The following is a 12,897-nucleotide window of genomic DNA, read 5'->3' as shown; positions in this document are numbered from 1 at the left end:
GAGTAGCTCAGGCGCGGAACCCTCGCCACCGAAACCGCCCCCGGGTGATTGACCGGTAGGGCGCACTGCGCCCTACCGGTCAATCAAGCCGGTCAATCACGCAGCTCCATCGCGCTCGCCCGTGATCGCACCAGCTCGGCGCGGCCACCAGAACGCCGGGCCAAGCCACAGCGACAGGGCGGGCACCAGCACGGTGCGCACGAGCAGCGTGTCGAGCAGCACGCCCACGAAGATGACGATGCCGAGCTGGGCAAGCACCACCAACGGGAGCACGCCGAGCACGGCGAAGACCGCCGCCAGCAGGATGCCCGCGCTGGTGATCACGCCGCCGGTCGCTGTGAGACCGCGGAGCATGCCGTCGCGGAGCCCGTGCGCCCGCGACTCTTCCAGCGCCCGGGTGATGAGGAAGATGTTGTAGTCCACCCCGAGCGCGACCAGGAACAGGAACGCCAGGAGCGGCACGCCGACGTCGATCGCAGAGAACCCGAAGACACCGGTGTAGATCCACCACGATGTGCCGAGGGCGGCAAAGAAGGTGCCGACCACAGTGGCCACCAGCAGCAGCGGAGCGACGATCGATCGCAGCAGCAGCACCAGGCCGATGATGACCAAGCCGAGGATCAGCGGGATCAGCAGCGCCCGATCGCGCTCCGCGGCGTCGCGCTCGTCGACCGACTGCGCCTCGGTGCCGCCGACCCAGGTGTCGTCGAAGCCGTCGAGCCGGTCACGAAGGTCGACGACGGCGGCCTCGGCTGCCGCCGTGTTGCTCGCGGCGGCGAAGACCACGGCGAGCCGGGTGAGGTCGTCGTTCTGCCCTGTGATGCGCACGGATACCACGTCGTCGCCCTGCTCGATCGCGGTTGTCACCTCGCCGGGATCGCTGCCGGTGATGACGGTGGCGGGGTCGACGGTGCCGGCGGGAAAGGACTCGCCGAGGCGGGCGGCGGCGCTGATCGACTCCGGCGTGTCGAGGAACTGCTCGGAGGTAGGTAGTCCTTGCTCGATCTGGGTGACGGAGAAGCCCAGCAGTGCGACCACGCCGACCGCGCCCAGGGCGAAGCCGCGGGGACGTCGGGAGACGGTGGTACCCAGCCGGTGCCACGCAGAAGTGCGCGATTCGACCAGCGGCTCCTGGCCGACTCGCGGGACCAGCGGCCAAAACACCCACCGCCCGAAAAGCACAAGAGTGCAGGGCAGCACGATCAATGCGTACGATGCCGCGATCACCACGCCGACTGCGCACGCCAGTCCGAGGCCGCGGGTGGTCGGTACCACCGAGAGCAGCAGGGTCAGCAGGCCGAGCGTGACCGTCGTGGCACTGGCCAGCACCGCTTCGAGCGTACCGCGCACGGCGGTGGCCATCGCGACGTAACGATCCTGTTGAACTCGCAGCTCGTCGCGGTAGCGGCTGATCAGCAGCAGCGCGTAGTCGGTGCCGGCGCCGAAGACGAGGACGCTCAGGATCCCGATGGTCGACTCGTCCCAGGCGACACCGAACGTCGCGAGAACATGGGTGGCCGAGACGGCGGCCACCTGGTCGGCGAGCCCGACCACCAACAGCGGAACGATCCATAGCAATGGGCTGCGGTAGGTGATGATCAGCAGCAGCGCGACGATCACGGCGGTGGCGGCGAGCAGGGTGACGTCGGCACCCTCGAAGACCCCGGCGAGGTCGGCCTGGACCGCAGCAGGACCGGTGACCTGAGCGTTGACGCCGTCGGGTGTCTGGTCGTCGAGAAGTTCGCGGATCCGCTCGATCGCGTCGGCGGTCTCGCTCGCGCCCTCGGTCCCGATCGGCACCACGCCCAGGGCAGCCGTGGCGTCCTCGCTGACTTGAAGCGGTTGCTGCTGGGCGGGTTGGCCGCTGTCACCTTGTTGCGGACTCTCCGACGCCACGACCTCGCCATACAGTGCCGTGAGCTCGCCCTCGACCGTCTCGGTGGACAGCTTGCCGTCGTCGGCGGTGAACAGCACGATCGCAACTGCGGAGTCGTCGGCCCCGAACTCGTCAGCGAGTTCTGCGACGGTGCTGGAGTCGTAGCCATCCGGGAGGTTGTCGGTCGCCGAAGGTGTGCGTTCTGCCTCCCCGACAGCGCCGATCAAGAGGCCGGAGAGAACGAGCGCGACGAGCGAGACCGCGGCGGCCAGGGATGGTCGCAACAGCCGGCGGGTGGCCGGTGCTCGACGCGAGGAAAGGGACGGCACGTGCGTCCTCCTAGGTAGACTTGAAGCGGAAGTATGAAAGAAACTTAGTAAGTTGGTGAGATAAATCCAAGGCGACGACTCGAACGACCCTCAGGTGAAGCCCTCGCCTGGGCAGGTAGCCGAGGCCATGGGCACATCCACGCTGCAGCTGCTTCGGCGACTGCTCGACGTCGCGCAGCAGTCGGCGCCGGCGGTGGCTCGTCGCGCCGACTTGAATCACCATGAGCTCTCTGCGATGAAACTGATCACCCGCGAGCCGATCGGGCCGAGCGACCTGGCCCGCCAGCTGGGCGTGAGCTCGGCAGCAGCCTCCGGGATCGTCGACCGACTCGCCTCACGCGGCCACGTCCGGCGTGAACCAGATCAAGACGATCGCCGCCGGACCCACGTCGTGGTCACCGACTCCGGTCGCGCGGACATCCTCGGTCAGCTGATGCCGATGTTTCTTGCCCTGGACGATCTCGATCGCGGGCTGTCACCTGAAGATCGTGCGGTCATCGACGCATATCTCACTGCGGCGATCGCGGCGGTCGAGCGGCTCCTTTAAGCGGCGGCCGACACGATCCAGCAGTAGGACTTCCTCAACGACTGGTGTGGTCGAGGATTGCCGGGATGACCGTGTCCCAGGTGTAGGGCGGGGGTGGCTCGTGGCCGACGCCGTCGAGGACGAGGAGCGTCGCGTCCGGGATGTCGCGGGCGAGGATCTCGGCGTGACCGATCGGGAAGAGCGGGTCACGGGTGCCGTGGACGACCAGGGTCGGGGCGACGATGTCGGCCAGGGTCGCCTCGACCGGGTCGCCGTCGCTCATCGCGTGATGGTTGGCGAGGCTCGGCCGCATGTCCGGGGTGCGGCGTACGGCTCGCTCGACCACGGCCCGCATCCGGGCCTCGTCGAAGCGCTCGGGTACGAACGCCCGCTGGTCCTCGACCAGCATCGCCACCAGGGCCTCGTGGTCGTCGGGATCGGGCACCGTGCTCTTCGCCGCCGCCGCGAAGAAGTCGGCCAGCTCCTCACCGATGGGCGGTAGGTCGGGTACGCCGTCGAAGGCCGGTGAGGTCTCGTTGAGGATCAGCGTCTCGACCCGCTCCGGATGGAGCACTGCCGCACACTGGGCCAGCGCCCCGCCCATCGAGATCCCGAAGATATGGCCCTTGTCCAGGCCGAAGGCGTCGAGCAGGGCCGGGATGTCCGCGATCATGTCGCGCCCGGTGTAGCCGGGCTCTCCCGGTGGCCAGGTCGTCGAGCGGCCGGTGTCGCGGTGGTCGTAGCGGATCACGAACCTCCGGCCCACGGCCAGCGCCTGGCAGAAGTCGTCCTCCCAGTAGTCCATCGAGGCGCTCATCCCACCGACGAGCAGGATCGGCGGGTCCGCCGGGCTCCCGAAGGTATCGACGCACAGTTCGATCCCGTTGACCGCCAGTGTCAGTTCGCCCATGGCGTCCAGCAAACGGGCGGGTCCGAGCCGCGTCAAGCGCTTAAGGCGTGGCGTACGCGTCGATCTCGTCCCGCAGCCGGGCCTTGACGTCGTCGGGTGCATAGGAGACGTCGACCGCGGCACGGGCGAGATCGGCGATGCCGGCGGTGTCGAGGCCGAGGAGGTCGGTCGCGATCTCGTACTCCCGGTTGAGCGTGGTCGCGAACATCGGCGGGTCGTCGGAGTTGATCGTGACGGTCACACCGGCGTCGACGAACGTCTTCAGCGGGTGCTCCTCGATCGTCGCGACCGCGCCGGTGGCGACGTTGGACGAGGGGCAGACCTCGAGCGGGATCCGGTGCTCGGCGAGGTGGGCGAGCAGGGCCGGGTCCTGGGCCGCCGAGGTGCCGTGGCCGATCCGCTCGGCCTTCAGCACGGTCACCGCGTCCCAGATCGTCTGCGGCCCGGTGGTCTCGCCGGCGTGCGGCAAAGACCGGAGCCCCGCCGCGCGAGCCGCGTCGAAGTGCCTCTCGAACTGCGGCCGGGGAACACCCACCTCGGGCCCACCGAGCCCGAACCCGACGAGCGTCTCGGGGCCGTGGTCGACGGCGTACGCCAGCGTCGCGTCGGCCGCCGGGATCCCCGCCTCGCCCGGGATGTCGTAGATCCAGCGGAGCGCGATCCCGAAGTCACGCTCGGCCGCCACCCGGGCGTCCTCGAGCGCCTCGGTGTAGGCCTCGATCGCCATGCCGGCGTGCCCGGTCCCGGCCGGCCGCTCGGCCAGGTCGGGGCGTACGGAGGTGTAGGGGGTGCAGGTCAGCTCGGCGTAGCGGACCTGCTGGGTCTGCGCGAGGTCGCGCGCGATCTCGTAGGTCAGGTAGCGGATGTCCTCCGGCGTGCGGACCAGGTCGACGACCGAGAGGTAGACCTCGATGAAGTGCGCGAAGTCGCTGAATGTGAAGTAGTCCCGCAGCAGCTCGACGTCCGCCGGCACCGTCCCCGGATGCCGCGCAGCCAGCTCCGAGACGATCCGCGGCGATGCCGACCCGACGTGGTGGACGTGCAGCTCGGCCTTGGGCAGCCCGGCGATGAAGGTCTTGAGATCACTCACGCCCCGATCCTGCCATCCGCGTTCCCAGGTGAGAAACAGGTTGTAACCTCAGCGTATGCGGGCGATCCATCACTGGGACCTCTGGGTCGACGACTTCGAGACCGCCTCGGGGGAGTGGGGGTGGCTCTTCGGCGAGCTCGGCTGGGAGGCCGGGGAGAAGGGTCACTTCTGGGAGGCAGCGGACGGGACGTACGTCTTCCTGGAGCACTCCACCGACCAGCACGGCACGCAGGACCGGCTCCGGCCAGGCGTGAACCACATCGCGTTCACCGTCGAGAGCCGGGAGGTGCTCGACAGGATGCGGGCGGCCTCCACCGAGCACGGCTGGCACGAGATGTACGCCGACCGCTACCCGCACGCCGGCGGCGACGAGCACACCGCGCTCTATCTGGAGAGCTCCGAGGGGTTCGAGGTCGAGCTCGTGCTCGAGGTCGACGACCTCACCGCTTAGCGGTAGCCGTCCTCGTCGCTGTCTTCGTCGCTCTCCTCGTCGTCGATGATGTGCATCGCGGCCTCCTCGGCGGAGGCGCCGGCGCCGTCGATGCCGGCATCGATCCCGTAGAGGTCGGACTCCGTGTCCTCGCCCTCGCCGCGGTCGGGGTCGACCAGCCGCCCCGCTCGCTTGTTGCCGACCTCGCGCCCGTCGGGGTCGTCGCTCTCCTCGGAATCGTCGTACTCGACCGCGTAGGGATCCGTCTCCGGCACCTCCTGGTGGACGCGCTGGTCGATGCACTCACGGTGCTCCTCCTCCCAGGGCGTGTTGCCGTAGTCGGTGGAGTAGCGGTCGGCGGTGACGATGCCGTGGTCGAGCTCGTCGCGCACCTCACCTTCGAGAACGTCCCCGGAGAGCGCGTCCTCGCCAGTGATCTGGTTCTCGTCGTCGACACTGTAGTCGCCGTAGTTCTCGCGCGATTCGCTCACTTGAGTCTCCTGATCAGCCGGCATTGGGGTCATCGAGGCCCCCTTCGGTAACGTTAACCCGGTCCGGTAGGGAGTGGAACCGGACGGAAACACACGACGCGGGGATCGACCGAGGGAGCAGACCAGATGGCGCCTCGCGCCCGATTGGCGGTGGCGGCCGTTGCCGTGCTCGCCGGCACCTCGATCGCGCTCGGCGCAATGCCTGAATCGGCCGGTCCGCTGGGGTCCTTGGGGTCTCTGGCCGGGAACGCCTTCGCGCGAGGCGACAACGACGGCGTGGTGCCCTCGACGCCGACGGCGACGCCCGAATGGACGCCCGACTCCACCCAGCCCAACATCCTGATGATCACGGCCGACGACCTCGCCTACGAGGACCTCGAGTTCATGCCCCACACGCGCCATCTCCTGGCCGCGCAGGGCACCTCGCTGACCGAGGCGATCGCTCCCACGCCGATCTGCGTGCCGGCCCGTGCCTCGCTGCTGACCGGGCAGTACAGCCAGAACCACCACACCGTGACGATCAACGGCGAACGCGGTGGCTACCAGGCGATGGACCACACCGGCACGCTGCCCGAGGCGCTGCAGGACGCCGGCTACGACACCCTCTTCACCGGCAAATACCTGAACGGCTACGGCCTCGACGGGACCGCCAAGGACGTGCCGCCCGGATGGACCGACTGGCGGGCGACGACCGACATGTCGACCTACAACTTCATCCGGCCGCGGGTCAACCACAACGGCAAGCTCACGACCTACAACCGCTACACGACGTACGTCATGCGGGACCAGGCCAACGAGATGATCTCGGCGCCCGAGCGCGCCGACAAGCCGTGGTACATGTGGCTGAACTACGTGGCGCCGCACCACGGTGGTCCCGATGAGCCGGGCGACCCGGAGGGCACCAGCACGACCAGGCCGGCGGACGAGGACAAGCACTCCTTCGACGGTCTCGAGCTGCCGGACACTCCCTACATGTTCCGCACCCCGACCGATGCGCCGCGGATCTCGGCCTCCCGCAAGCACTTCGACGCGCAGGGCCGCGCCGAGCTGCGGATCGCGCACGAGCAGCGGGTCGAGGCCGTCCAGGCGCTCGACCGCGCGGTCGCCAGCCACGTACTCCGTCTGCAGGAGACCGGCCAGCTCGACGACACCATCATCATCTTCACCTCCGACAACGGCTACACCACCGGCGGCCACAACATCAACGGCAAGCTGATGCACTACCGAGAGACGCAGCGGATCCCGGTGATCCTGCGCGGCCCGGGCATCCCTGCCGGCCGGTCCCTGGCCACGGGGGTCGGCAACCCCGATATCGCCACCACGATCATGGCGGTCGCCGGCGCCGAACCGGGGCGGCCGCAGGACGGCGTCAACATCATGCCGTGGCTCGACGCCCCCGCGCAGAACCGGGTGATCCCGCTCTCCGCCTGGCGGGTCAACGACGGCTCCAGGCAGATCTACTCAGGGATCCGCTTCGGTGACTGGACCTACGCCCGCTTCTCCGACGGCAGCGAAGAGCTCTACAACCTGGCCGACGACCCCTACCAGATCCGCTCGCTCGCGCTGCTCCCCGAGTACGCCGATGAGCTGGCCGAGCTGCGTGGGCTGAGCGAGAAGTACGCCGACTGCGCCGGTGACACCTGCCCGAAGGACTTCTACCCCGCCGGCTGATCGGCCGGCTGATCGGCCGCGCAGCGGAACCCCAGGTTGCCCGCGGTCGAGTCGGGCGGGCTGCTGGAGCGCGCCGAGAGCCGGTAGCGGTGGCAGTAGGAGTCGTGGCAGAGGTAGGAGCCGCCGCGCATGACCCGGGTCAGGCCCTCGGCGGGACCGCGTGGGTCCGCGGCGAGCCCGTCGACGAGCTCGGTGTAGTAGGTCGGCGAGAACCAGTCCGCACACCACTCCCAGACGTTGCCGATCATCTGGAACAGGCCGAAGCCGTTGGGCTCGTACGTCCGCGCCGGCGCGGTCGTGACGAACCCGTCGGCGGCGGTGTTGGTGTCGGGGAAGACTCCCTGCCAGACGTTGGCATGGTGGGTGCCGTCCTGCTCCAGGTCGTCGCCCCACGGGAACCGCGAGCCGGCGTGACCGCCGCGGGCGGCGTACTCCCACTCGGCCTCGGTGGGCAGCCTCGTCCCGGCCCAGTCGCAGTAGGCCAGCGCGTCGTCGTGGGAGACGTGCACGACCGGGTGGTTGCCGCGGCGCCCGACGTTGGAGCCGGGGCCCTCGGGCGCCCGCCAGGAGGCGGCGCGCACGCCGAGCCACCAGGGTGCCTCGGGCGAGCGCCCGAGGATGTCGCGCGGTGAGCCCTCGAAGGCCAGGTGGAAGACGGCCGAGAAGCCCTCTCGTTCGGCCGTGGTGACGTGGCCGGTCGCTTTCACGAACCGGGCGAACTCCTCGTTGGTGACCGCCGTCGCGTCCAGCCGGAAGCCGGGCAGGTCGACCGGGTGCACCGGACCTTCGCCGTCGGCCTGGTAGCCCTCGCCGAACGAGTCGCCGGCGGCGTACGTCCCACCGGGAAGGTCGACGAGGGTCCGGCGGCGCTTGCGGGGCAGGGCCGGCGGGCGCCGAGCCGGGTCGGGGCTGGGCCCGCGGGTCGCGCCGAAGGTGAGGTCGGAAGGCACGCCCACCAGCCTACGAGCCGGTGTATGTGGCCTTCAGACTGCCCGCGCTGGCCACGACCTTCCCCTTCTTACCGGTGACCATGAGGCCGGGCGTGCGGGCCTTTCCGTTGGCGTCGGCCTTGATCTTGACCGTGCAGGTCGGCTTCTTGCCGGCGCACTTGAAGTCACCCGTCGGCCGGTAGGTGACCGTCATCGCCTGGTTGTCCGCCAACCCCTCGACGTAGGCCGCCATGTAGGTGCACTTCGGCTTCCCCTTCGGGCACGAACGCTCGACGGTGTGCCATTCCATCCTGGCCGCGGCCGCCTTGCCGCAGAGCTTGGCCGGCTCGCCGGCGCGGACCGTGCCCCAGGCGTACGTCACCTTGGTGGTCGCCTGCACGCAGGCCTCGGTGCCGCCCTTGGTGACCGGCAGGGTGTAGGTGAGCTCCGGGTCCTTGCCCCCGGTCGGCTGCGTGGCGCCGTCGTCGATGGAGGCGATGCCGGAGGTGACCGCCGGGGCGGTGACCTTCAGCGTGACCTCGCGGTAGCCCGCGGCAGTGGCGACGGTCGGCGCCTCGGGGGTGCGGGCGTAGCAGCTGTCCAGGTCGGTGATCGCGGCGACGTTCTTGGCCGCGAGCTCCTCGTCGGTGAGCCGCAGGTTGGTGACCGCGAGGACCCCGGCGATCGCCGGACGGCCGAGCTCCCGCAGACAGCGGGGACTCTCCAGGGTCCAGGCGCCGGCGACCTGCTTGCTCCAGCCGTTCGCGCCGCCGTCGGCGCAGCCGAGGATCTCGGAGTACCACTCCCGGCCCAGCCTGGACGGCCACTCGCCGTTGTAGCTGAACCCGCCGCCGGTCTTGGTGACCACCCCGGCCTCGGTGAGCCCGGCGCTGCCCCTGGCCCCGACCATCGACTCAGCCGCACAGCTCAGCTGCTCGGGATCCGCCCAGGCAGGCGTGTCCCCGGCAAGGGTCAGGGTGCGCGCGATGTCCTTCTCGTCGCCACGCAGCGGACCGATCTTGCCGGTGAGGTAGGCCCATGCCGAGGTGCCTCCGAACGCGACCAGCACGAGTGCACTGACGATCACGATCCAGCGCAGCGCCAGACGTACGGGTTTGGTGCGGTCGCGCCGCCGCCGTGGCAGCGGGGGCAGCCCGAGCCGACGCCGACGGGCCTCTTCGGCCGCGGCGTTGGCGAGCTCTGTCGGTTTGGGTTGTTGTTGAGCAGTGCTGCCGGTGGGGTCGGACATCTCACTCCCTCGAGAACAGTTCAGCGAGGATCGTAGAGGGTAGTCCTTTCCGATACCGCCCGGCCACTCCCCGATAGAGACATGAGTGACCTCGATGACTGGCACGCCGGTCATATGACTGGAATGCCAGTCATATGACCGGTCGGCGAAGGCCGAGGTCGAGTACGGCACCGCGCTCATCGGTCATACGAAGGCTGAGGCGCTCGTACGCCGCGCCCGATCGCTCGTCGATCTGGCGGTATCGATCGTTCGTCTGGGACGCTGACCTGGCCTATCGAGCGAGGTCGTGCTTAAGGCGTACGCCGAAATCGACGAGTTGTTGGAAGTGCTCCCGCATCCCGTCGACGGGCGGGTTCACCGGAACCTCTCCGAGGTGTTCCAGCGCGGCGTCGAGGAACGTCACAGCGTCTTCCTCGTACTCGTCCGCCCGAAGGCGGTTCGACCTGAGCGTCTCAACTGCCGCGTCGTCGGCGACCAGGACGGCTGCGGTGCACAGGGGAGCAGCCGTGAGGTCGCCGTCGCATCGGGCAAGCGAGAACAGGAGGTCGTCGGTGACCTCATCGGGGCTGCAGGCAAGGCTGAGCCAGGCACCCATCACGACTGGTCGCCAGTGCAGATGATCTGGACCAACGCCGGTGACGTGGGTCAGCAGGGCGGCCCGATCCGGCGACTCAGCTGCAGCCTCGTGCCACGCATCGACCGTCAGCGAGCCGCCCCGCAGCAACGCCCTCACTTCCGTGTGCGTCGCCTTCCGTCCGACGCGGACCAGCTTTCGGTATCTCCTCTTGTCCAGGAAGGTCACGTTCGAACCCATCATCTTCAGGTAGAACGGCGCGACGAGCCGCCGCTCCACCTGCCGTAGGTTCAACGCGTCCCGTACAGCGTGGTCCGTTCGGTGACCGGGCGATCGATGCCCATACCGATCTCCTCGAGCTCGGCGACGGTCTTGGCTGAGCCGTGCTCGGAGCCGGCCATCCGCGAGATGGTCTCCTCCATCAGGGTGCCGCCGAGGTCGTTGGCGCCGGCCTGGAGCATCGCCCTGGTGCCGTCGACGCCGAGCTTGACCCAGGACGTCTGGATGTTGTCGATGCGGCCGTGGAGCATGATCCTGGCCAGCGCGTGCACGGCGAGGTTGTCGCGCATCGTGGGGCCGGGGCGGGCCGCGCCGGCCAGGTAGATCGGCGCGCTGGTGTGCACGAACGGGAGCGGCACGAACTCGGTGAGCTCCGCGTTGCCGTGCTCGCGCGCCTGGTCCTGGATGCCCGCGAGGACGCGGAGGTGACCGACCCAGTGCCGCGGGTTGTCGACGTGGCCGTACATCATCGTCGACGTCGTCGGGATCCCCACCCGGTGGGCGGTCGAGACGATCTCGATCCACGTCTTCGCGGGCAGCTTGCCCTTGGTCAGCACCCAGCGGACCTCGTCGTCGAGGATCTCCGCGGCGGTGCCGGGGAGCGAGCCCAGTCCGGCCTCGCGCACCTTGATCAGGAAGTCTTCGATGGACAGCCCGGTGCGGGAGGTGCCGTTGACGATCTCCATCGGGGAGAAGGCGTGCACGTGCATCTCCGGCACCCGCTGCTTGACGGCCTGGACGAGGTCGAAATAGGCCGTCGAGGGGAGCTCGGGGTCGATCCCGCCCTGCATGCACACCTCGGTGGCACCCAGGTTCCACGCCTCCTCGGCGCGGTCGGCGACCTGGTCCAGATCGAGGGAGTACGCATCCGCGTCGGTCCGTCGCTGCGCGAAGGCGCAGAACCGGCAGCCGACGTAGCAGACGTTGGTGAAGTTGATGTTGCGGTTGACGACGTACGTCACGGTGTCGCCGTTGACCTGCTTGCGCAGGTCGTCGGCGAGCCTGGTGACCTGACGCAGCAGGTCACCCTCGGCGGTCATCAGGGTCAGCGCGTGCTCGTCGGAGAGGTTGCCGGGGTCCCTCTCGGCAGCGGCCAGAGCCTCGTGCCCCTCCGCATGGAGAACGGCGGGCGCACCGGTCGAGGTCGCCGCCTCCCGAACCGCGTCCCAGTCGCCGTAGACCGTCTCGAAGTCGTCGCGGCGGTCGTTGGTGCGGCCCTCGGTGTCGACGGAGGCGTGCAGGTCGACCCGGCCGGCCGCGGTGAAGCCGCCGTCCGGCTCCTGCCACGGGTGGCCCTCGGGCCGGGCGCCGTCGCGGGCCAGCCCGTCGGCGTCAGCGAGCGCCTCGACATGGGAGAGGACGCGCGGGTCGATCCAGGACTGGCCGTCGCGCAGGGTGCCGGCGACGTACTCCGGGTGGACCGTCAGCCGGGCCTTCAGCTCGAAGCCGGCCTCGGCGGTGACCTGGCGCAAGGAGTCGAGCGAGGGCCAGGGGCGCTCGGGGTTGACGTGGTCGGGCGTGAGCGGCGAGACGCCGCCCCAGTCGTCGATCCCGGCACCGAGCAGCGCCCGACACTCGTCGAGGTCGACCAGGTTGGGCGGCGCCTGCACGCGAGCCTTCGGCCCGAGCACGATCCGGGTGACCGCGATCGCGGCCAGATACTCGTCCAGGCCCAGGTCGTCGACGTGGCGCATCGCGGTGGCCGGCTTCGCCCGGAAGTTCTGCACGATGATCTCCTGCAGCCCGGCGTACGCCTTGTGCACCTTCCGCAGCGCGAAGATCGTCTCCGCGCGCTCGGTGAGCGTCTCGCCGATGCCGACCAGGAGGCCGCTGGTGAACGGGATCGAGAGGCGTCCGGCGTCCTCGAGTACCCGTAGCCGCACCGCGGGGTCCTTGTCGGGCGAGCCGAAGTGGGCCTCGCCCTTGGTCTCGAAGAGCCGTCGCGACGTGGTCTCGAGCATCATCCCCATCGAGGGGGAGACCGGCTTGAGCCGGTTCATCTCCTCCCACGACATCACCCCGGGGTTGAGGTGGGGGAGCAGCCCGGTCTCCTCGAGCACCCGGATCGCCATCGCCCGTACGTAGTCGAGGGTCGACTCATAGCCACGGCTCTCGAGCCACTCCCGCGCCTCGGGCCACCGGTCCTCGGGCCGGTCCCCGAGGGTGAACAGTGCCTCCAGGCAGCCGAGCTTCGCGCCCTCGGCGGCGATCTCGAGGATCTCGTCGGGGCTCAGGTAGGGCTCCCGGCCCTCGCGTTCGGCTTGCCCCGGCGTCTCCACGAACGTGCAGTAGTGGCATCGGTCCCGGCACAGCTTGGTGATCGGGATGAAGACCTTCGGGGAGTAGGTCACCGTCTCGGGTCGTCCTGCCGCGACCAGCCCGGCGTCGCGTACCTTCGCCGCTGCCGTGGTCAGCCGTTTCAGGTCGTCGCCACCGGCCGCGAGGAGAGCCGAAGCCTCCGCGACGTCCAGGGCTGCGCCTCGTTCGGCCCGGGCCAGGGCCCGGCGGATCTGCTGAGGTGTCGGCTGCTCGCTCATCACGAG

The 12,897-nt window shown here is 69.5% G+C and carries 11 protein-coding genes; 3 read left to right on the top strand and 8 right to left on the bottom strand.

The features are described 5' to 3' along the window. Nucleotides 1–96: 96 nt before the first annotated feature. Nucleotides 97–2,205: an MMPL family transporter gene (locus ACFU7D_RS14865; protein ID WP_378868232.1), complete on the bottom strand. Its 2,109-nt coding sequence runs from the start codon at nt 2,203–2,205 to the stop codon at nt 97–99. Nucleotides 2,206–2,332: 127 nt separating this feature from the next. Here ACFU7D_RS14865 and ACFU7D_RS14860 point away from each other — a divergent pair, with 127 nt between their 5' ends. After that, nucleotides 2,333–2,752, top strand: coding sequence for a MarR family winged helix-turn-helix transcriptional regulator (locus ACFU7D_RS14860; protein ID WP_378868230.1), 420 nt, complete (start codon nt 2,333–2,335; stop codon nt 2,750–2,752). A gap of 34 nt (nt 2,753–2,786) precedes the next feature. Here the strand turns inward: ACFU7D_RS14860 and ACFU7D_RS14855 are convergent, their stop codons facing one another. Together ACFU7D_RS14855 and ACFU7D_RS14850 are read right to left on the bottom strand one after the other, a co-directional pair. Next, on the bottom strand, nt 2,787–3,641 hold the full coding sequence (locus ACFU7D_RS14855; protein WP_378868227.1) for an alpha/beta fold hydrolase: 855 nt from the start codon (nt 3,639–3,641) through the stop codon (nt 2,787–2,789). 40 nt (nt 3,642–3,681) lie between these two features. Then, a complete protein-coding gene (locus ACFU7D_RS14850; RefSeq protein ID WP_378868225.1) occupies nt 3,682–4,731 on the bottom strand; it encodes an adenosine deaminase in 1,050 nt (349 codons plus the stop codon). Nucleotides 4,732–4,786: 55 nt separating this feature from the next. On the opposite strand from ACFU7D_RS14850, the gene ACFU7D_RS14845 reads away from it, so the two are divergent. Beyond that, nucleotides 4,787–5,182 (top strand): VOC family protein, encoded by a 396-nt coding sequence (locus ACFU7D_RS14845; RefSeq protein ID WP_091051896.1) that lies wholly within the window; start codon nt 4,787–4,789, stop codon nt 5,180–5,182. Here the strand turns inward: ACFU7D_RS14845 and ACFU7D_RS14840 are convergent. Beyond that, nucleotides 5,179–5,652 carry a DUF5709 domain-containing protein gene (locus tag ACFU7D_RS14840; protein WP_378868223.1) on the bottom strand — a complete coding sequence of 158 codons (474 nt, stop codon included), beginning with the start codon at nt 5,650–5,652 and terminating at the stop codon, nt 5,179–5,181. The two genes, ACFU7D_RS14845 and ACFU7D_RS14840, sit on opposite strands and share 4 nt — an antisense overlap. 126 nt (nt 5,653–5,778) lie before the next feature. Between ACFU7D_RS14840 and ACFU7D_RS14835 the strand changes: the two genes are divergently transcribed. Beyond that, nucleotides 5,779–7,323 carry a sulfatase-like hydrolase/transferase gene (locus tag ACFU7D_RS14835; protein ID WP_378868220.1) on the top strand — a complete coding sequence of 515 codons (1,545 nt, stop codon included), beginning with the start codon at nt 5,779–5,781 and terminating at the stop codon, nt 7,321–7,323. Here the strand turns inward: ACFU7D_RS14835 and ACFU7D_RS14830 are convergent. The 4 genes from ACFU7D_RS14830 to ACFU7D_RS14815 all read right to left on the bottom strand — a co-directional run bounded on the left by ACFU7D_RS14830 (nt 7,308) and on the right by ACFU7D_RS14815 (nt 12,891). Further along, a complete protein-coding gene (locus tag ACFU7D_RS14830; protein WP_378868218.1) occupies nt 7,308–8,273 on the bottom strand; it encodes a formylglycine-generating enzyme family protein in 966 nt (321 codons plus the stop codon). The genes ACFU7D_RS14835 and ACFU7D_RS14830 overlap by 16 nt on opposite strands. Nucleotides 8,274–8,283: 10 nt before the next feature. Continuing rightward, nucleotides 8,284–9,501: a hypothetical protein gene (locus tag ACFU7D_RS14825; protein WP_378868215.1), complete on the bottom strand. Its 1,218-nt coding sequence runs from the start codon at nt 9,499–9,501 to the stop codon at nt 8,284–8,286. 271 nt (nt 9,502–9,772) lie between these two features. Continuing rightward, entirely contained in the window at nt 9,773–10,354 is a 582-nt protein-coding gene (locus ACFU7D_RS14820; RefSeq protein WP_378868212.1) for a hypothetical protein, read from the bottom strand. An 11-nt stretch (nt 10,355–10,365) separates the two neighbouring features. Beyond that, the gene (locus tag ACFU7D_RS14815; protein ID WP_378868210.1) at nt 10,366–12,891 is read right to left on the bottom strand and encodes a bifunctional FO biosynthesis protein CofGH; all 2,526 of its coding nucleotides are present in this window, start codon (nt 12,889–12,891) and stop codon (nt 10,366–10,368) included. Nucleotides 12,892–12,897 lie beyond the last annotated feature (6 nt).

The organism is Nocardioides sp. NPDC057577, from assembly GCF_042801335.1.
GTDB lineage: Bacteria > Actinomycetota > Actinomycetes > Propionibacteriales > Nocardioidaceae > Nocardioides.
This window is presented reverse-complemented; position numbering and strand designations above follow the sequence as displayed.